17 protein-coding genes, 1 tRNA gene and 1 other RNA gene are annotated in these 19,869 nt (G+C 61.7%); 11 read left to right on the forward strand and 8 right to left on the reverse strand.

The features are described 5' to 3' along the window. Positions 1-135 precede the first annotated feature (135 nt). On the reverse strand, positions 136-1,827 hold the full coding sequence (locus tag QP915_RS05295; RefSeq protein ID WP_284768438.1) for an alkaline phosphatase D family protein: 1,692 nt from the start codon (positions 1,825-1,827) through the stop codon (positions 136-138). A gap of 156 nt (positions 1,828-1,983) precedes the next feature. Here QP915_RS05295 and QP915_RS05300 point away from each other — a divergent pair, with 156 nt between their 5' ends. Both QP915_RS05300 and QP915_RS05305 read left to right on the forward strand, forming a co-directional pair. Then, complete coding sequence (locus QP915_RS05300) at positions 1,984-2,778, forward strand: serine hydrolase domain-containing protein (protein WP_023021124.1); 795 nt, start codon at positions 1,984-1,986, stop codon at positions 2,776-2,778. 502 nt (positions 2,779-3,280) lie between these two features. Continuing rightward, a complete protein-coding gene (locus QP915_RS05305) occupies positions 3,281-3,691 on the forward strand; it encodes a hypothetical protein (protein WP_051138330.1) in 411 nt (136 codons plus the stop codon). Positions 3,692-3,769: 78 nt separating this feature from the next. Here QP915_RS05305 and QP915_RS05310 read toward each other — a convergent pair whose 3' ends face one another. Beyond that, positions 3,770-4,555, reverse strand: a complete 786-nt coding sequence (locus tag QP915_RS05310) for an HAD-IIA family hydrolase (protein ID WP_284768443.1) — start codon at positions 4,553-4,555, stop codon at positions 3,770-3,772. Next, positions 4,552-4,845: an acyl carrier protein gene (locus QP915_RS05315; RefSeq protein ID WP_284768445.1), complete on the reverse strand. Its 294-nt coding sequence runs from the start codon at positions 4,843-4,845 to the stop codon at positions 4,552-4,554. The genes QP915_RS05310 and QP915_RS05315 overlap by 4 nt, the downstream gene beginning before the upstream one ends. Positions 4,846-4,872: 27 nt before the next feature. Here QP915_RS05315 and QP915_RS05320 point away from each other — a divergent pair, with 27 nt between their 5' ends. Next, a complete protein-coding gene (locus QP915_RS05320; protein WP_284768446.1) occupies positions 4,873-5,871 on the forward strand; it encodes an alpha/beta fold hydrolase in 999 nt (332 codons plus the stop codon). 114 nt (positions 5,872-5,985) lie between these two features. Here QP915_RS05320 and aceE read toward each other — a convergent pair whose 3' ends face one another. Continuing rightward, positions 5,986-8,733, reverse strand: a complete 2,748-nt coding sequence (gene aceE, locus QP915_RS05325) for a pyruvate dehydrogenase (acetyl-transferring), homodimeric type (RefSeq protein WP_284768448.1) — start codon at positions 8,731-8,733, stop codon at positions 5,986-5,988. 337 nt (positions 8,734-9,070) lie between these two features. Between aceE and QP915_RS05330 the strand changes: the two genes are divergently transcribed. Next, entirely contained in the window at positions 9,071-9,469 is a 399-nt protein-coding gene (locus tag QP915_RS05330) for a DUF3052 domain-containing protein (RefSeq protein ID WP_005324380.1), read from the forward strand. A 68-nt stretch (positions 9,470-9,537) separates the two neighbouring features. Beyond that, positions 9,538-9,610, forward strand: a tRNA-Val gene (locus tag QP915_RS05335). Positions 9,611-9,818: 208 nt separating this feature from the next. Here the strand turns inward: QP915_RS05335 and QP915_RS05340 are convergent. Both QP915_RS05340 and QP915_RS05345 read right to left on the reverse strand, forming a co-directional pair. Next, positions 9,819-10,826: an SURF1 family cytochrome oxidase biogenesis protein gene (locus QP915_RS05340; protein ID WP_284768449.1), complete on the reverse strand. Its 1,008-nt coding sequence runs from the start codon at positions 10,824-10,826 to the stop codon at positions 9,819-9,821. Positions 10,827-10,836: 10 nt separating this feature from the next. Next, entirely contained in the window at positions 10,837-11,328 is a 492-nt protein-coding gene (locus tag QP915_RS05345) for a low molecular weight protein-tyrosine-phosphatase (RefSeq protein WP_284768450.1), read from the reverse strand. Between the two features lie 95 nt (positions 11,329-11,423). Between QP915_RS05345 and QP915_RS05350 the strand changes: the two genes are divergently transcribed. The 5 genes from QP915_RS05350 (at position 11,424) to QP915_RS05370 (ending at position 16,293) form a co-directional block, all read left to right on the forward strand. Continuing rightward, complete coding sequence (locus tag QP915_RS05350; protein ID WP_284768452.1) at positions 11,424-12,563, forward strand: Nif3-like dinuclear metal center hexameric protein; 1,140 nt, start codon at positions 11,424-11,426, stop codon at positions 12,561-12,563. Then, positions 12,564-13,280 carry a zinc ribbon domain-containing protein gene (locus QP915_RS05355; protein ID WP_005324390.1) on the forward strand — a complete coding sequence of 239 codons (717 nt, stop codon included), beginning with the start codon at positions 12,564-12,566 and terminating at the stop codon, positions 13,278-13,280. Beyond that, the gene (locus QP915_RS05360; RefSeq protein WP_284768454.1) at positions 13,280-14,410 is read left to right on the forward strand and encodes a bifunctional RNase H/acid phosphatase; all 1,131 of its coding nucleotides are present in this window, start codon (positions 13,280-13,282) and stop codon (positions 14,408-14,410) included. Before QP915_RS05355 ends, QP915_RS05360 begins: the two co-directional genes overlap by 1 nt. Positions 14,411-14,425: 15 nt before the next feature. After that, an RNA gene (gene rnpB, locus QP915_RS05365) (RNase P RNA component class A) lies at positions 14,426-14,873 on the forward strand. 25 nt (positions 14,874-14,898) lie between these two features. Further along, on the forward strand, positions 14,899-16,293 hold the full coding sequence (locus QP915_RS05370) for an RNB domain-containing ribonuclease (RefSeq protein WP_284768457.1): 1,395 nt from the start codon (positions 14,899-14,901) through the stop codon (positions 16,291-16,293). Between the two features lie 12 nt (positions 16,294-16,305). On the opposite strand, the gene QP915_RS05375 is transcribed toward QP915_RS05370, so the two are convergent. Further along, positions 16,306-17,580: a galactokinase family protein gene (locus QP915_RS05375; RefSeq protein ID WP_284768458.1), complete on the reverse strand. Its 1,275-nt coding sequence runs from the start codon at positions 17,578-17,580 to the stop codon at positions 16,306-16,308. Positions 17,581-17,840: 260 nt separating this feature from the next. On the opposite strand from QP915_RS05375, the gene QP915_RS05380 reads away from it, so the two are divergent. Next, positions 17,841-18,029 (forward strand): hypothetical protein, encoded by a 189-nt coding sequence (locus tag QP915_RS05380; RefSeq protein ID WP_284765717.1) that lies wholly within the window; start codon positions 17,841-17,843, stop codon positions 18,027-18,029. 59 nt (positions 18,030-18,088) lie between these two features. Here the strand turns inward: QP915_RS05380 and QP915_RS05385 are convergent, their stop codons facing one another. Next, positions 18,089-19,825, reverse strand: a complete 1,737-nt coding sequence (locus tag QP915_RS05385; RefSeq protein ID WP_284768461.1) for a CYTH and CHAD domain-containing protein — start codon at positions 19,823-19,825, stop codon at positions 18,089-18,091. Positions 19,826-19,869: the final 44 nt, after the last annotated feature.

Below are 19,869 nucleotides of genomic sequence, written 5' to 3' on the forward strand. Positions count from 1 at the left end.
GGCACCAAAGGGGGCCCGACAGGCGGGCGAGTGATAGGTAGTGAAATTCCCCAGAGAGGGTCTTTCACTCTGCCTATCGAAGGTGTACTACTCGTTCGTTAACACCGAGTACCTGTCATGTGACAGAACTTACAACTACTTGGTGTAGCCCTCACCCGGGCGCCAGGTCATGGTCACGGCCTCGCGCACCGGGGACTTGGCGGTGAGCAGGTTATCCACGCGCAACCAGTGCATTTCCGCCGAATCCGGGCGCACGGTGACATAGCTGTAACCGTGGTGGTCCAGATCCACGTGGCGGGTGTGTGGGTTGGCGCTCATCAAGTAGCGTTCAGCCAGCTTGGAAAGCTCATTGCCTTCCGGCAGCTTCAGCTGCTCGTTCACGTTGGGCGCAGACACGGAGGCGCAGACCATCTCGGCGCCGAAGATGCGGCCATCCTTGCTGATATTATGCGCCCACTCGGAGTGGATATCGCCGGTGACAAAGAGGGTGTGGGAGTCGTGCTTTGAGAGGGCGTCGATAAGCAAGCGGCGCTCCGCCGAGTAGCCATCCCACTGATCGCCGTTGACCGGAATTCCGGTGATATTGGAAGACAGCGAGGAAGAAACCGGCTTGGTCTTGTCATCTTGTTGCAGGGTAGCCAGGTTCATGGGGGAGAACATGACGGAATTGCCCAGCATATTCCACTTGGCAGAAGAGGTTTCAATCTTATTGAGCAGCCAGTTGTACTGCTCGGAGCCAAGCATCGTGCGGCCTTCGGCGGCCATCTTGCGCGGGCCAAAGCGCACCTGCTCATCGCGGTAGGTGCGCAGGTCCATCATGGTTAGCTCCACCAGATCACCGAAGGTCAGGCTGCGGTAAAGGTGGCCCTGCTCGGATGGGTTGGTTGCGCGCACCGGCATCCACTCAAAGTAGGCCTGCATCGCGGCCTTGCGGCGGTCCAGGAAGGCTCCTTCCTCGCCTTCGGTGTGGTTCTCGGCGCCCTCGCGCCAGTTATCGTTGGCCACCTCGTGGTCATCCCACACCACAACCCACGGCAACGCGCCGTGTGCGGCCTGCAGGTTCTCATCGGTGCGGTAGCGTCCGAAGCGGATGCGGTAATCCTCCAGCGAGATAATCTCGTGCGCCGGGTGGTGCAGGCGCACCGGGCCATGGCCAGCGTATTCGCGCTGCGGATACTCGTAGATATAGTCGCCCAAGAAAATCATGTAATCCAGCTGGTCCGCGCGGCCGCGCTGGGCAATATCGCCATAGGCATTGAAGAAGCCGGACTCCCAGTTAGCGCAGCTAGCCACGCCGAAGGTGAGCTCTTCCGGGGAGGCGCTCAGCGCCGGGGCGGTCTTGGTGCGGCCGACGGGCGAGTACTTATCCTGCGCCTTAAAGCGGAAGAAGTACACGGTCTCCGGCTCTAGGCCGTGCGGGTCCACGTGCACGGTGTGGTCCTGGTTGGCATCGGTGGTCACTTCGCCCCGCTTGACGACGTCCCCAAACCCCTCATCCTTGGCAATTTCCCACTCCACCCGGGTGGCCTCGCCCAGGCCGGATCCCGGCATGGCATCGGCATCCGGAGTCACGCGGGTCCACAGGATGACCGAATCCGGAATCGGGTCGCCAGAAGCCACGCCGTGGAGGAAGGGTCGCTCGCCCAGCTTCGGCTCCACCATGTGTTGCTCCACGCGCGGCGAGAGGCTGCTTTGGGCATTGGCAGAGTTGGCGGCGGCGGTGGACAAAGCGATGGCGGCGCCGGCGGTGCCGGTGGTTTGCAGGAAGCGGCGGCGATTGACGTTTCCGCGGGCAGAAGCGGACTGATTCTGAGAATTATTAGGCATGATTTAAAGCTTCGTCATGTTTGCCGCCTGTGCAAGCGATCCTAGGCCAATTACATAAAGAGTTCTTTTTGTCTTAACTGGCGGTTAACTTCCTTGCCCCTCGCCCGGCCCTAGAGTGCGGGCCTTGGGCGGGCTTGGCTCAGTAGGCTGGAGGGCATGAGTGAATTTAGCCAGATCAGCCAATGGCCCGCGGATACGGTGGCCGGTGCTTTGCTGCACCGCGGCGAGGTCATAGAAACGGTAGGAGATACCGCCCGCGAGTTTCCAGTGGCATCGGTGACCAAGCTGGTTGCGGCCTATGGTGTGATGCTTGCCGTGGAAGAAGGCGCGGTGGAATTGGGGCAGCCGGCCGGTCCGGAGGGCTCGACCCTGGAACACCTGCTTGCACACGCCTCTGGCATTTCCTTTGACTCCCGAGAGCCGCAGAAGCCGGTAGGCGAACGCCGCATCTATTCCTCGGCCGGTTATGAGTGGGCCGCAGATACCGTGGCCGATGCCACGGGCATGGACTTTGCCGAGTACCTACGCGAGGGTGTACTTACCCCGTCGGGCATGGATTCCACTCGTCTCGAAGGTTCGGCCGGTCACGGCTTGGTCTCCACGGTGAAAGATTTGGCGGCCTTTGCTGCGGAAGTCCAGGATCCGCAGCTGCTGCACCCGTCCACCGTGGCCGATATGCGCCGCGTCCATTTTGGTGGCCTGCGCGGCATTGTCCCGGGCTACGGCAATTTTAAAGATTGTACCTGGGGCCTTGGTTTTGAAATCCACGGCGACAAAGAACACTGGATGGGCGCCCTGCCTGCCGACGCCGTCGGTCACTTTGGCATGTCCGGCACCTACCTCTGGGTGGCCGGCGAGTATGCCATGGTGGCGCTCACGGACCGTGACTTTGGCGAATGGTGCAAGCCACTCTGGCACGATACGAATACCTCCATCTGGAACGCCTTGTAGGCGTCCGGACTCGGCGGAGCTAGCGCCTCCAGTGCGCTAGCGCGTGTCTATAACCTTTTATCGGGGAAGCGGCACGGTGGAAGGCTCCCCCCCCGCAGGGTGGGAAAATCGAGGATTTTTGTCGGTAGGAGCCATAAAACTTGGGATCGCGGCGTGCCTGTAACTAGCCGCTGTTGGAGGTAAGTCAAATAGGGTTTTCGCGCCCATGAGCAGGCCGTCTGGTGGAGAATATAGAACAAGCCTAGGAAGTTCACAGAAAAGGCCAAGTTTCACATTAATAACACTGGTTTCACCTGCAACTTTAGTCCCAGTCTGTACCTGGGGTTGAGGTTTAGCAAACGGGGGTTGAAGTGAAAGTTGAGGGTTGTAGGGGGAGGTGTGACGCAGGAAAATTGTGTGCAGACGCATCAGACAGTTCGTTGGGGAAGACGAAGCTCGTCTTGCATCGCGCCGGGCCGGCAGGCCTCGTGCGGTGGTGATCTATGTCGAGGGAGAATCGGCTATGAATACGTGCGTTAACCCTGCGCCGGTTGAACAGCCGGCCTCCACCTCCGCGTGGCCCTCCGTCAACGGTGGTGCCACCGTGGTTACCGGTGTGCTCAAGATTTCCGGGATGCCGCGCTCGCTGCGCTCGGAGATTGAACGCGCCATGGATCGGTGCATCCGTACCGAGTCGGAATTTATCATTCCGGGCGATGACCCACTGACCGCTCAGTGGTGCACTCGCTGGTTCCGGGATGGGCTTTCTGTCGCGGCGCTTGCTCGAGGCGGCAAAGCCTGTGCCCACTCAGACAGCGGTATTGGCTGCCACCAGGTGCTGACCGGCACCCGCGAAGAGCTAGATGCGCTGGACTGCGTCGTGCGCTACCTTGCACAGCGCCACGGCTTTACTGCTGCCGTGCGCCTGCCGTAGAAAGCACAGGGAGGGTGGACCAACAGCTGCTGGTCCACCCCTTTGCTTCTGCCGCCGGATGGTGCGATTGGGAAAGAACTATTCCGCTTCGGCGAAGGGATCCAGGATCTTGTCTGGTAGCTCGGCCACGGATTTCAGCACGGCCGACGGGCGGTACGGGTAGCGGGAAATTTCTCGGTCATCGGAGATGCCGGAGCGCACCAGGACCGTGCGCATGCCGGCCTCAAGGCCCGCCTTGACGTCTGTATCCATGCGGTCACCAATCATGACCGTGTGCTCCGAGTGAGCACCAATATGATTGAGCGCCGAGCGCATCATGACCGGGTTAGGCTTGCCCACGTAATAAGGCTCGCGGTTGGTGGCGGCGGTAATCAGCGCGGCTACGGCGCCGGTAGCCGGAAGTACGCCCGTGGGGGCAGGGCCGGTGACATCCGGGTTGGTGGCAATAAAGCGTGCACCATCGCGGATGAGGTTGATGGCGGTGGTAATCGCCTCAAAGGAGTATGTGCGGGTCTCACCAAGCACCACGAAGTCCGGGTCATCGTTGGTGAGGATCCAGCCTGCCTCATGCATGGCGGTGGTCAGGCCGGATTCGCCCACCACGTAGGCCTTGCTGGAGCTTACCTGGCTGGAAAGAAAGTTCGCGGTAGCGGTAGCGGAGGTCCAGATACGCTCAGCGGGAATGTCCAGGCCAGTAGTGCGCAGGCGGGCAGATAGGTCCCGCGGGGTAGACATGGAGTTATTGGTGAGCACCATGTACTCGATGTCATTGTCTTTAAGTGCCTGGATAAATTTATCCGCGCCAGGGATCATCTCACCTTCTTTGATGAGCACGCCGTCCATATCGGATAGATAAGAAATCATTGGTGATCCTCCACATACTCGGCGATATCGCCGATGGTTTCGCTGTTGAGCATCGTCTCCTCAGAAAAACGCACCTGGAAGGCATCTTCCGCGCGCACGGTGAGCTCTACCAGATCGAGCGACTCCACGCCGATATCCTTCAGGCGGGTCTCGCGGCCCAAGTCTTCCTCGGTCCCGGTGACCTTGTGGATGAGTGCGATGAGCTGGCTAAGAGTATCTCGCTCCGGCTCCTTGTCCGGCGCACTCGCATTGAACTTTGCCTGCAATTGGGCACTGAGGTCGTTTGCCATGCCCACCAGTCTAGTATTGATCCCGTTATGGCATTGAGAAAACGTTCTTCCGTTGTGGCGCGTAGTTGGCTCAAGCGCCTGCGCCCCTCGCACCGCGCCGAGCTAGAAAAGCTCTATGGGGGATTGCATGATCCCTCTACCGAGCCGGGGCTTACCCACATTAGCGCGTCCGGCACCGTGGACCACGATGGCCTAGACATCGCCTGGTATGAAGTAGGCCAGCAGGACGCCCCGGTGACGGTGGTGTTTATTCACGGCTATTGCCTGTCCTCAGAAGCTTATTATGACCAGGCCAATTACCTGCGCGGCCGCAATGCCCGCGCACTCTTGGTGGACCTGCGTGGGCATGGGCAGTCCTCCACGGTCGACCCAGAAGAGTGCACCGTTGACGCGGCTGCCGACGACGTCCTAGCCGTCATCCGCGAGCGCGCTCCCCGCGGCAACTTGGTCATCGTGGGCCATTCCCTGGGCGGCATGGTTGCGTTGAATCTCATCCGCCGTGCGCCGGCCGAGGTTTATGAGCGCATCAAGAGCGCGTTGCTGATTTCTACTTCTATGCGCCGCTTTGCGGCCAAGGGCGTGGCCCAGATTTTGCAATCCAAGTCCCTGCACGCGCTCTACCGCCTGTGCCTGCGCCTGCCCGGTCGCGTCGATAGCGCCCGCTTTGAGGTTGCCCGCTTTATCGCGCCGCTTTTCGCCGTGACCCTAGCCGGCTTTCCCCAGATGGAGAAGCTGCAGTTCCACGTTGCTATGCTTCTCGATACCCCCTTGGCCTCCTACTCCGGCTTCTTCGACGATCTTCTGGAACACGCTGAGTACGACGCCGCCGAAAGGCTGGCGAAGCTCCACGGTGAGGTAGTGGTGGGAACCTCCGATATTGTCACCCCACGTTCGCAATCCGAAGTGCTCTGTGAGAATTGGCCAGCCGCGAGTTTGCAGACGGTGGAAGGCTCCGGGCACATGGTCATCCTCGAAGATCCTGAGGCCATCTCCGCGGCCCTCGGCCGTGTCCTCGACACGATATAGGCAGGCAGATCAAGCGAATATCTCTCGAGGCACGCAAAAGGCGCCGCGGCGGGAAGCCGGCGGCGCCTTACTTGTAACGCATTGGTGCGGATCTAGCCCGCACCAATGCGGGGATTAGTCCTCGATGTGGGTGGTAGCGGTCGGATCATCCAGCTTGAGATCCTTGGCTGCCTTCTCCACAACGGAGCGCTCAATCTTGCCCTCGCGAGCCAGGCCATCGAGTACGGCGACGACGATGGACTCGGCATCGATGTTGAAGTAGCGGCGTGCGCCTTCGCGAGTATCGGAGAAGCCGAAGCCATCCGCACCCAAGGTGATGTAGGTACCTGGGACGTACGGGCGGATCTGCTCCTGCAGCTCGGTGGTGAAGTCAGAGACGCCAACGAACGGACCTTCATAGCCCTTGAGCTGGGAGGTAGCAAATGCCTCGGTCGGCTCCTCGCCCTTGCGCAGGGCCTCCTTGTTGCGGCGGGCACCGTCGCGGGCCAGCTCGTTCCAGGAGGTGACGGAGAAGATGGAGGCCTTGACATCGAAGTCGTCGGCAAGCAGCTGCTGCGCGCGCAGCGCCTCGTGCACGCCCACGCCGGAAGCCAAGATATTGGCAGCGATGGAGCCGCCTTCAGCGGTGTTGTAGTGGTAGATGCCCTTGTGCAGGCCCTCCACGTCCAAGTCCTCCGGCTCGGCCGGCTGGTGCACCGGCTCGTTGTAGACGGTGAGGTAGTACATGATGGCCTCATGGTCCTTGCCGTACATGCGCTCAATACCGCGGGTGACCAGGTGCGCCACCTCGTAGCCGAAGGCCGGGTCATAAGAAACCACGGCCGGGTTGGTAGCGGCCAGGACAGGGGAGTGGCCGTCCATGTGCTGCAAGCCCTCACCGGTCAGGGTGGTGCGGCCGGCGGTAGCGCCAATAATGAAGCCGCGGCCCATCTGGTCACCAGCCGCCCAGAAGGCATCGCCGGTGCGCTGGAAGCCGAACATCGAGTAGAAGATGTACAGCGGAATCATGGCCTCGCCCTGGGTGGCGTAGGACGTAGCTGCCGCGGTGAAGGAGGCAGCGGCGCCGGCCTCAGAAATGCCCTCGTGCATGATCTGACCGTCGGTAGCCTCGCGGTAGGAGAGCATCAAGTCATGGTCAACCGGCACGTAGTTCTGGCCGCGTGGGTTCCAGATCTTCATGGTGGGGAACCAGGAGTCCATGCCAAAGGTGCGGGCCTCGTCCGGAATGATCGGCACAACGCGCTTGCCTAGCTCCTTGTTGCGCATGATCTCCTTAAAGGTGCGCACCAAGGCCATGGTGGTAGCAACTTCCTGCTTGCCGGAACCCTTACGCACGGAGCGCAGCTTATCCAGCGCCGGTGCCTCGAGCGGGGTGAAGTCCTCACGGCGCTCCGGTAGGAAGCCACCGAGCTCTTTACGACGCTCCAGCATGTACTTGATCTCCGGGGAATCCTTGCCCGGGTGGTAGTACGGCGGCAGGTACGGATCCTTCTCCAGCTCCTCATCGGAGAACGGAATCTCCTGCTTATCGCGGAAGCGCTTCAGGTCATCCAGGGTCAGCTTCTTCATCTGGTGGGTAGCGTTGCGGCCCTCGAAGTTGTGGCCCAGGCCGTAGCCCTTAATGGTGTGCGCCAGGATGACGGTTGGCTTGCCGGTGCCCTTGTTCTCCAGCGCGCGAGCGTAGGCAGCGTAGACCTTGCGGTAATCGTGGCCGCCACGGCGCAGTGCCCAAATCTCATCATCGGACATGTCTTCTACCAGCTTGGCCGTGCGCTCATCGCGGCCGAAGAAGTGCTCACGCACATAGGCGCCATCATTCGCCTTAAAGGTCTGGTAGTCACCATCGGAGGTGGTGTTCATGACGTTGACGAGGGCACCCTCGGTGTCCTTTTCCAGCAGCTTATCCCAGCCGCGGCCCCAAATAACCTTGATGACCTCCCAGCCAGCGCCGCGGAAGAAGGACTCCAGCTCCTGAATGATCTGGGTATTGCCGCGAACCGGGCCGTCAAGGCGCTGCAGGTTGCAGTTGACCACGAAGGTGAGGTTATCCAGCTCGTAGAGGGATGCGATCTGCAGCAGGCCGCGGGATTCTGGCTCGTCCATCTCGCCATCGCCCAAGAAAGCCCATACGTGCTGCTTGGAGGTGTCCTTGATACCGCGGGTCTCCAGGTACTTATTAAAGCGTGCCTGGTAGATAGCGTTAATCGGGCCCAAGCCCATGGACACGGTGGGGAATTCCCAGAACCATGGCATCAGACGCGGGTGCGGGTAGGACGGCAGGCCCTCGCCCTCACCGCGGGAGACCTCTTGGCGGAAGCCGTCCAGATCCTTTTCGGTCAGGCGGCCTTCCATGTATGCGCGCGCGTACATTCCGGGGGAAGCGTGGCCTTGGAAGAAGACCTGGTCGCCGCCCGAAGGATCGTCCTTGCCCTTGAAGAAGTGGTTCAGGCCGACCTCGTATAGCGGGGCAGCGCCTGCGTAGGTGGAGATGTGGCCGCCCACGCCAATGCCCGGGCGCTGTGCGCGGTGCACCATGATGGCTGCGTTCCAGCGGATCCAGCGGCGGTAGCGCTTCTCCAGCTCCTCATCACCTGGGAACTCCGGCTCCATGGTGGTGGGGATGGTGTTGACGAAGTCCGTAGACGTCAACGACGGCACCTCAACGCGCTTCGCGGTAGCGCGCTCGAGCAGGCGCAGCATCAAGTAGCGTGCGCGCTCCGGATCGGAGTGGTCCAGCAGACCATCGAGGGAGTCCATCCACTCGCGGGTCTCTTCTGGATCATTATCGTGAAGATACGATGCAACGCCGTCGCGGATGAGGGGGAAGTTGGAGTCGCCCTGGTGGGCGTCCTTCTCGGCCATTTAAACCTCCTATTTAAGGGTCTGCACAGTTTGCCTACTAGGATACGCGCTCACAGATCCACAGTCGTTGTGAAGTCCGACTTAAGGGGACGTGTGGTACGTTACATCGCCATAACCAGTACCTTTGCAAAGTTTGTTGGGGAAAAAGAGGGTAGTTTGCTAACTCTGTGGAGCCAGCTGCGCTGGCGGCAGGGCCTGCAAAATGGGGGAATTGCGGCCCTTAGGCGGGTAAAAGGGGCCGGTGGGCGTTAAAATGCTTCTATTAAGCCGTGATTTACCCGCAGGATGCGGGCGATACGCGGACCAGACATTCACTAAAATAGGAAGGAAATGCATAGTGGCTGACGCTGCAGTCAAGCTCGGAATCAAGGAAGGGCAAATCGCCCTGGAGCTTGGTTGGGACGAGGATTGCGATACCGCAATCTCTGAATCGATCGAGGCCGTGCTCGGCGATGACTTCTTGGAAGAAGAAAATGACGAGCTGTGCGATGTAGTCCTTCTTTGGTGGCGCGAAGAAGACGGCGACCTTGTGGATGGACTGGTGGACGCGAGCCGCCCGCTGGCCGATAACGGTGCAGTCTGGCTGCTTACCCCAGGTGCCGGCAAGCCGGGAACCGTAGAGCCTGGGCTCATCTCTGAGTCCGCTCAGCTGGCAGGCCTAGTGCAGACCAAGGCGGAGCGCCTAGGCGAGTGGCAAGGCTCGTGCTTGGTGCAGCGCGGCTACACCAAGAAGTAGGGCTCTACCTGCCGATTTGTGTTGTTTTAGCAACCTGCGCTACTGTTTCTAACAGCGCAAGAGCGCATGCGGCTTTAGCTCAGCTGGAAGAGCAATTGGTTTACACCCAATAGGTCGGGGGTTCGATCCCCTCAGGCCGCACAAGACAGACCGCCTCTCGGATTCGGTTCCGAGAGGCGGTCATTATTTGCGTTGGTGGGCTTAGGCGGCTGGCAGAGTTGAGGGGGGGTAAGGCCTCGAGAGTCAACTTGTGGCCACGTTATGCCCCAAGAGGGGAGGGCATAACGCATTAACGTGGCTGATTCGGGGCCTAAACGGATGTTCAGGCAATGGCCTAGGCAAAGAGTGGCTAGTAGCGCTCGCGGCGGCGCTTGTTCAGCTTGGCGTAGTGATCCGGCTTGGAGTCGCCGTAGCGCGAGCGATTGCGGCGGCTGGCGGCATGCGAGGAGGACGCGGCGGGAACGGCTGGGGCGGTATCGGTGGCGTCGTCAGCGGCCGCGTGGGCGTCGCGCCGGGAGGTCGCGGGGGACGGGGCTTCTACCGGTGCGGAGCCTGCACCGGAGGCATCGGCGGGCTCGGATGGAGTTGAGGCATCGGCGTCGAGGGCGGAGAGGGCTGCTTCCTCCTCGCGCAGGCGGCGGCGCTCACGGATTTCGGACCATACGAAATAGCCCAAGCCCAGCGGGGCCATGATGCCGAAGGCAATCCACTGGTAGCCGTAGGAGAGGTGGTTGCCGCGGTCGAGCTGCGGGATGGGCATGGGGTTGAGCACGCCGGGCTGGTCGGCGGAGAGTTGGATGTAGTCGTGGGCCAAGGGGGCGTCGATAAGCGAGGCAATCTGCTCCGTATGGATGGAGTAGACCTGCTGGTAGCCCTCCTGCTTAATGGGGGCGGACTGGTGCTCGGCCTCGTCGGCGCGGATCATGCCGGTAAGCGTGGTCTCGCCCGAGGGAGCATCAGGGATATCCGGCACGGCGTTGGCCTCGCCGGCCTTGACCCAGCCGCGGTTAACCAGGATGGTCAGGCCGGAATCGGTGCGGAAGGGCACCAGGGATTGGTAGGACGGACCGGAATCGACCGGGCGCAGGCGCAGCAGCACCTCATCCTGCGGCAGATAATGGCCGTGCAGGGTGGCGCGGGACCACTCATCGTTCTTGATAGCGCCGTTGCCATCCACGAGCTCCTCCACCGGCTTAGGGTCAGCCTCATAGGCGTGGGTGATGAGCTCGTTGCGTTCCACAATGTCATCGTCTTTGCCCAGCTGCCACGGGGCAAGGACGGTAAAAGCAAGGTAGGAAAAGGCCACGACGAACAGCAGCAGTAGAACCCAACCCGGCTTAAGGAACGTCTTTAGCATGGGGCCTAGTTTAGTCGCGGTTAGCGCGAATCCAATCCAGCAGGCCAGGCACGGCGGCCTCGATATTCTTGCGCGTGGTCTCGAAATCCGCTGTGGAACCGTAATAGGGGTCTGCCACGTCTGCGTCCTCCGGGGAGCTGGGGTCGAAGCTGCGCATCAGGCGGATCTTGTCGGGGTCGATGCCGTGCTCAATGAGGGCTTCGCGGTGGCCCTTGTCCATAGCAATGAAAAGATCAGCGTCCATGTGCTCGGCGCCTAGCTTGGCCGCGCGGTGGGAACCGCCATCGTGGCCGCCGCGGCGCAGCTCGGCAATCGCGCGCTCGTCCGCGCCCTGGCCCACATGCCAGCCGCCCAGACCGCAGGAATCTACGGTGGCGACGAGGTCTAGCATGTCCTTTTCCATTTCATCGCGCACGATGATTTCTGCCATGGGGGAGCGGCAGATATTTCCGGTGCAGACAAAGACGAGGTAAAGGCCGGAGCGGGTATCGGATTCGGTCATGCGGAAAACCCCTTCGCGCGAATAGTACTGTGGTGCGGAAGATAGGATATAGCAGTACTAACTATTCCATGAAACGAGCATAAAGGAGCACCTCTATGTCCGCTGTGAGCGTGGGCGATGTCCGCCGCGTACTCGATGAGGCCTACCCGCCGCACCTGGCGGAAAAGTGGGACGCCGTGGGGCTTATCTGCGGCGATCCGGCCGCGGAGGTAAAGCTGGTGGCCTTCGCTTTGGACTGCACCCAAGCGGTGGCCGAGCGCGCGGTGGAGCTCGGCGCGGACATGCTCGTGGTCCACCACCCGTTGCTGCTGCGCGGGGTGGAGTCCGTGGCGGCCGATACGCCCAAGGGCAAAGTAGTGCACACGCTGGTCAGCAATGGCGTTGCGCTCTTTGCGGCCCACACCAACGCGGATAAGGCGCGGCCGGGCGTCAACGACAAGCTCGCGGAGCTGGTAGGCATCAACCCCGGCCGGCCTATCGTGCCGGAGCCCCAGGGCGTGGATAAGTGGGGCGTGCACGTGCCGGTCGCCGCGGCCGAGGAGGTAAAGCAGGCGCTTTTCGACGCCGGCGCGGGCCACATCGGCGCCTACTCCCACTGCTCCTTCGATATCGCCGGCATGGGTCAATTCCAGCCGGAGGAGGGCGCTGACCCCACCGAGGGTGAGATCGGTGCGCTACACCGCGGCGAGGAAATCCGCGTCGAGTTCGTCGCCCCGGTCGCTCTTCGCTCCTCTTTGCTGAAGGCCCTGCACACCGCCCACCCTTATGAGGTGCCGGCCTATGACATTACGGAAACCGCCGGCCACCAGGACCTGGACAAGGCGCTCGGCCTGGGGCGTGTGGGAGAGCTGCCGCAGGAGATGACCTTGCGCGAGTTCACCCAGCAGGTGGCTAATGCCCTGCCGGAGACCGCCTGGGGTATCCGCGCCGCCGGCGATCCGGACCAGAAGGTGCGCACGGTGGCCGTGTCTTCCGGTTCGGGAGATTCTTTCCTCTCCGCGGCCGCGAAGCTAGGCGTGGACGTGTACGTCACCTCGGATCTGCGCCACCACCCGGTGGATGAGCACCTGCGCGCCGGCGGCCCAGCCGTCATCGATACCGCCCACTGGGCCAGCGAATTTCCGTGGACGGCCCAGGCGCGCGATATCGTAGAGAATGCTTTAGAACTGGATACGGAAATTATTAGCCTGCGCACCGACCCGTGGACTATCTCTGCGCACCCAAAGGAGTCATAAGTGAAACTATCGCAAGAACTACAGCCGGTACTGCTGGAGCTGGCCAACCTGGAACGCTCGCAGGGCCATGGCGCCGAGAAGGAAATCCCGGAACAAGCCGAGTATGACAAGGCCAAAGAGGAGCACAAGCGCCTGCTCGATGCCTCCGGTTCTGCGCAGATGGCCGTCGATGACATGGAGACGGAAATCCTGCGCATCCAGGCCGATGAGCGCAAGCTGCGCCAGCGCGAGCGCGATGATAAGCGCCAGCTCGGTGCCGCAGTGGACCCAGAAACCCGCAAGGATTTGGAGCACGATCTCTACGCCGCCAAGTCCCGCATCGCAGACCTCATGAGCGAGCTGCAGGAGGCGCATAACGAGGTGCACGCGCTGCGCTCCAATCTGGACGTCCACGGCGCGCGCGTTTCTGATTCCGAGCGCAAGCTGGAAAAGCTGCGCCGCGCAGCCGAGGCGGCTAAGGAAGCGGCCGCCAATCAAGAAGACCCGGCCGTGCGCATCGGCGAGCTGCGCGATCAACTGCCCGCCGGAGTGCTCAGCGAGTACGATACCCAGCGCGAGGAAAATGGCGTAGGCGCCGCCCAGTTCAAGGCCAACCGCGCCTGCGGCGGCTGCTTCATCGTCTTGCCGCCGGCCGAGCAAAACGCTGTGCGCAATGCCCCGGCCGATGAGCTGCCGCAGTGCGGCGATTGCGGCTCCTACCTGGTGCGCTTGGTCTAATGAAGGTCATCATCTACGCCGATGGCGGCTCCCGCGGCAACCCCGGAGTAGCCGGTTCCGGCACCGTTATCTATGACGGCAGCGGGCAGCGCATCCTGCGCGAGATTGTCTACGTGGTAGGTACCAAGTCCACCAATAACGTAGCTGAGTACAACGGCTTGCTGCGCGGGCTCGAAGCTGCCACCGAGATGGGCGCTACTGAGGTGGAATTCCACATGGATTCCAAGCTGGTGGTGGAACAAATCAACGGTCGCTGGAAAATCAAGCACCGCGATATGCAGAAGCTGGCTCTGCGCGCCCGCGAATACATCAACGGCTTTTCCTCTTTCAGCCTGGACTGGGTGCCGCGCGCCAAAAACAAGGTGGCAGACGCCCTGTCTAATGACGCCATGGATGCCGCGGCCGCCGGGCACCCCGAAGGCATCGTTGCCGGCGAAGAAGACTCCGAGCCAGCACCAGCCGCGGAGCAGGACACCACCGCGCCGCACCCCACCGATTGGCTGGGGGACCGCGGACCTACCACCCGCTTTATCCTGCTGCGCCATGGGCAGACGGAGATGTCGGCTGCCAAGCAGTACTCCGGCCGCGCCAATCCGGGGCTTACGGAGCTGGGGCAAAAGCAGGCGCTCGCCGCGGCGCAAGCGCTTGCCGACGCCCACTTTGACGCCATCGTCTGCTCGCCCCTGCGCCGCTGCCAAGAGACCGCGGCGGCCGTGGCCAATGGCCGTGATATCGAGGTAGAGACGGTCGAAGGCCTCATCGAGGTGGACTTCGGTGCGTGGGAAGGCAAGACCGCAGCCGAGGCCCACCAGCGCGATCCGGAACTCCACGAGGAATGGCTGCACGATGCGAGCGTCGCCTGTCCGGGCGGTGAATCGCTGCAGGCGGTCAACCGCCGCGTGCGCACCACCCGCAAGGAGCTCCAAGAGCGCTTCGCAGGAAAGACCGTGCTGGTGGTCAGCCACGTCAACCCGATTAAGTCCTTCATCCGCCAGGCCCTCGATGCGGGCCCGGCCACCTTTGGGCACCTCTTCCTCGACCTGGCTGCCATTTCGCGGGTGGAATTCTGGGAAGGCGGCTCTATGGTGCACGGATTTAACGATGTGGGCCACCTGGCAGGCCTGCGCTAGAATAAAGAACGCGAATGAGCCGGCCGGGTGATCGCGTCGCTTCATACGGGCAGCCACGTGCTGCCGCGTGGGCGCCGAGGAAAGTCCGGACTCCACAGAGCACGGTGGTTGCTAACGGCAACCCGGGGAAACCCGCGGGCAAGTGCAACAGAAAGTAGACCGCCTTGTACCTCCACTTGGTTTCGGCCGAGTTGGAGCCACAAGGTAAGGGTGAAACGGTGCGTTAAGAGCGCACCAGCACCGTCAGTGATGGCGGTGGCTGGGTAAACCCCACCGGGAGCAAGGCATCACGGCCCCGCCACGTTGCGGGGCCCGATCAGGCGTTTTAAGGCTGCTCGCTCGAGCCTGAAGGTAGCTGCTGGAACCAACTGGCAACGGTTGGTCTAGATGGATGTTCACCGCGCGGTGCTCCTTGGCGAGTGCCGCGGTTAGACAGAATCCGGCTTATAGGCCGACTCATTCGCCCTACTACGTTTATGGTGGTGGGCATGAAGCTCTACGCCGCCCCGCTCGATTTCCGCGCCATTGCCACAGAATTTTCGGTGGCCACCGATTTTCCGGCAGAGGTCACCGCCCAGGCCGCCCGCGCGCAGGACCGATACGCCGACTCGCGCCGCGACGCCCGCGACATTCCCTTCGTGACCCTGGATCCCGCCGGTTCCATGGACTTGGATCAGGCGGTCTACATCGAAGAACGCGAGGGCGGATACCGCGTCTTTTATGCCATCGCGGACGTTGCTGCTTTCATCGAGCCCGGCAGCGAGCTGGAGCGCGAGTCGTTCCGCCGCGGCCAGACCATCTATCTTCCCGATGAACCCGCGCGCCTGCACCCGCCAGAGCTTTCCGAGGACCGAGCCTCGCTACTGCCTGGCACCGATAAGCCGGCCGTGTTGTGGACCTTTGACTTGGATGGCAATGGCGAGGTGGAGTCCTTCCACGTCGAGCGCGCGCTCATTTACTCCCAGGCCCGCCTGGATTATGAAGGCGCGCATGCGGATCTTGCGGCCGGCAACCTCCACCCATCTATTGCACTGCTGCCAGTGGTCGGACGGCTGCGCCAGGAATCCTCCCTGCGCCGCGAGGCCATTTCCTTGCGCCTGCCCTCCCAGCGGGTGGTGGAAAATGACGATGGCACCTTTGAGCTTGTCATCGAGCCGCGCTATGAGGTTATGGACTATAACTCCGAAATTTCCCTGTTGGCCGGCATGTGCGCTGGGCGTCTCATGCAGGAAGCTGGCGTGGGCTTCTTGCGCACCCTGCCCGCGGCCGAGCCGGAGCACGAGCGCCAATTTCGCGCCGAGGTGCAGGCCCTAGGCTTTGCGCTTGGCGACGCCCCCATTCCCCAATTCCTGCTCACCGTCGACGCCGATTCCCCGCGCGGCATGGCCGTCATGCGCGAAGCCCAGAGCCTTTTGCGCGGAGCCGACTATGCCTGGCTCGGCGAGCAGGAGGCGCAGGTACACGCCGGTATCGGTGGCTACTATGCCCACGTCACCGCGCCGCTGCGGCGCCTTTCCGATAGGTTCGCCACGGAAGTATGCCTAGCGCTATGCGGCGGTTATGAGGTTCCCGAGTGGGTAACAGGCAGCGCCACGGAGGTCATCGGGGCAATGCGTTCGACCTCGCAGCTCGCCTCCCAAGTAGATAAGGCCTGCCTGAACCTGACAGAGGCCACCGTGCTGCGACCTTGGCTCGGTACCAATTTCCCAGCCACTGTGGTCCGCGGCGATCCGAAGCGGGACAAGGCGCGGATTTTCGTACCGGAGCCACCCGTCTTCGCCCACTCCGTGGGCGCACCGGAAACCGGAAGTGAAACCACTGTCTCGCTGGTGACGGCGGATACCGATTCACGCGAGGTTCTTTTTGCGTGGCCGGCCGACTAGCCGGCAGGGCTTCTAGTCTTCGCCGCGGGCGGCCTCGCCTGGCTGCAGTTCGACGACGAGCAGTCCATCTTCTGCAAGGTCAGCTGCGAAATTGTGCGCGCTTTTCGCCGGAACATAAGCGATGACCGCGTTCGAGGTGCCGGCATGCGCCGAGCGACCCGCAACGGCACCGCGAACCGTGACCAGCTCGGCGAGTTTTTCTGCCGAATCCAAGCCGTAGATATTTGCCAAGGAAGACTGCGACTGCAATAGGATAGGGAAGAGCTCCGCGCCGCGGTGCGAGCGCAGGCAGCGCGCAAACTTTTCTACGCGCTCAGTTTCTTCCTCATAAAAGGCCATCCACTCCGTGGCGGCGCTGATGCTCGGGCGACCTTCCTCGCCGTAGACCTTGTGCACTGCCTTAAGCCAGTCGAGGACGCGCTGTTGGGCGTCGGGAAGCAAGCGCAGCGAATCGGTGCCAAAGGAGTGGCACGCATCATCGATAAAGCGCTGGCGCTGGCGGATATCGGCGATGGCCTTTTCTTCTTGCGCGGAAAAATCTTCCGGCACCGCCACCGCAAAGGCGGACATCTCGCGGCCCACCACGTGCGGGGCGTGGGTGACAGAACCATCGGCGTAGTCCATGATGCACACGCCCTCACCCGTGCTGCGCAGCGCTGCGCTGTGGCGTGCGCGCAGCGGCGGCCGCGCTGCGAAGGTAGAAACGGCCTGGGTGCAGACATCCGCCACCCGGGCCCTCAACGGTGCATCGAGATCCGCTTCTGCGCCCATGAGCGCTAGCGCCACCGCGATGTCCGCCGCGGCATCCGCGCCCAAACCCGTACCTTCTGGAATATCGGAGGCGATGGTGATATCCGCGCCGGCCGTCTCTCGGGAGAGCAACTGACGATTAATCATCGTGTGGACAATGCCACCTACGCGGGCCGCCAACCCGCCTTGTGGTGCCGGCGGAATAACAGGCTGGCCTTCCGCATCCGTGGTGGGCTGTTGCGCCGTTGCCAGCTCTGCAAGCGCCTGCAGGCTAATCGAGTCATGGGAAGGCTCGCCCTGAGCTGGGTGGAAATGTACGGCCACCACGCCGTCGGTGCGCGGGCTGACTGCCGCTGCAGCGCGCAACTGTCCCACACACATGGCGACAATGCCGCCGAAGTGATCAATATGTTCACCAATAAGGGACCACGTCGCCGGCGCGCTGGCGGTACGCGTTGGAGCGCTGCCCGTGAGTTCGGTATGTGCTCGGGCGGCGCGCTCGGCTACAGGCTCTGCAGGCGTTGACCACAGTGGCATGGGTGCTAAAGCTCCTTTTCCAGGTTCTGGGACCAGTAGTCTTCGTTGCCCCACACACGCGGTGGCGCGTTTTAAGCAACGAACGCCCGCCACCTATTCGCGCGGTGGCGGGGGAATACGACATGGATTCGTATAAAAGAATTGTGCTGCCCCACATTCTAGCGGGCAGCGGTGAGACAGCGTAGGTAGTGTGGGCAGAAACCATATCAGCGGCAGCAGTCAGCCGGTGCCGTTGATGCAACGACTGAGAGGATAGTTTCATGAGCGATGCAGACCAGAAGTGGTTCTTTGATCCCGCCACTAAGGAAGTCAGCCAAGGCAAGACCTCTGGCTGGGAAAATCGGATGGGCCCGTATGACACCCGCGAAGAGGCAGAAAACGCCATCGAAATCGCCCAAGCCCGCAATGATGCGGCAGATGCCGCAGACGAAGAAGATGGCTGGAAGTAACTAACTCCCAGCCATCTCTTTTAAAGCCGTGTTTCCCGGCACCTACCCGGGGAGCGCGGCTACTTTAGTTTCTTGCGCAGCGGCTTAAACGCGGCCTTGATGTCTTTGAAAGACTCGGCGTAATCATCAAGAGCTTTTAGGCCAATGGTTCGCTCGCGCTGGTAAAGCAGGCCGTAACCAAAGGTATTTTCCCCACGGCGGCGAGCGGACCCTGCCAGCTCGAGCAGCTTATCGCGCGAGGTCACGGAATCCTGGAAGTCACCGAGCACCGACTGCATCTGCTTGCAGGCTTTGTAGAGACGCTTGGTCTTGAGGTTGGTAGCAGAACCAGCTGCTTCAGCTGCATAGCGCAGCTTCTTTGCTGCCTTGCGCATATCGTGGAAATAATCCTCGCGCTCGTGCAGGGACAATTCCTGGTTATCCCAGTTCTCCACGGCCTTCTTATGGCGCTTGACCAGCTTGTTATAGGCCTTTTCAAGGTGCTGCGCCATCACGGTATCCATGTCGGCGGACTTGTCCTTGGACTTCTTTTTCTCTGGCTTCTTTTCGGCCTTTTCTGCAGCAGGTGCGCTGTCCTCGCTGGATTCGGTAGGGGTAGCGGCGTCATCTTCTGCAGAGGACTGCTCCTCTGTCTGCTCCGCATCGCTTGCTGCCGGGGCGGACTCCTGTTGCTTATCGGCCGTTGGCGGGTCTGCGAGCAGGCGATCGAGCGACTCCAGCAGCTCGAGGTAACGCTCGGAATCCAGGGCTGCGATAACGCGGCGGTGCGCGCGGCGGTAGGCGTTGCCCATATCGTGCGCAATGTGCTCGCGGGTGGAGTCATCCAAGGTGTCAGAATCCTCGGACTCCAGCAGCTTCTGCCAGCGCTCTTCCACAACTTCCGCATCGCGAGCAACGCCCAAGATGCTGGCAAGCTCCTTGAGCTCGGCTTCGATCTTGTCGATTTCTGGGCCGACAACGATGCCATGGAAGGTCTGCAGGTGGCTGCGCAGCTCGCGGGTGGCGACGCGCATCTGGTGAACCGAGTCCCACTCATCGCGGCGCACGCGAGGGTCATAATCAACTAGCTTGTCGCGGTTGGCTTGGAGCGCGGTGATGACGGCCGCGGCAGGGGAGTCTGGATCCACGTCTGGCGAAACTAGGGCTGGAGGCAGCGGTGCGTTGGCGTAGGAATCGCCCAAAGCAGACTTCAGCTTGGATGGGGAGGAAGAAACGCGCGCACCGGCACCGATGAGCAGGGAAGTGGCACGGCGAATGAATTGCGTGCCTTCCTCAGTGCCAGGAAGCTCACCGGCGAGCTCTACTTCCCACTCGCGCCACGACTGCTGCTGGCCACCTGGAAGGAAGGAAAAGGCGGTGACGTGGTCATCGCAGAATTCCGCTACCGGTTTATTATCGGCATCCGCTAGGACCATCTCGGTGCGCTTGTTGTCTACCTGAGCAATCGGGGTGAGTTCGTGGTGGCGGATAATGGAGCGGACCTGGTGGAGAAGCTCCTCAGGTACTTCGTAGCGGCCATCTACAGGTTCTCCCAGCTCGGCGTGGATTTCAGTGCGGCCAGCCTCGCTAGGAATCTTGATATGCCAGCCATCATCATTGCCACCCGTGCGGCGGCGGAGGGTGATCTTTGCGTGGGTCAGGCGGAGGTCTTCGGTGTCGTAGTAGATGGCAGAAAGCGCGTGGTGGCGCGTGTCTGCAACGTGGTCAACTCCCTCGAGGCGGGTCAGTTCAGGGAGCTGAGTGGACTCGGCTACGGAGAATTTCGCTTCAACTTCGAGAAAAGACTGTGTAGACATTCACGTACCTTTTACTTTCTAGACCAATATCTCACCGGTGATCC

The organism is Corynebacterium sp. MSK158 (assembly GCF_030229085.1).
GTDB lineage: Bacteria > Actinomycetota > Actinomycetes > Mycobacteriales > Mycobacteriaceae > Corynebacterium.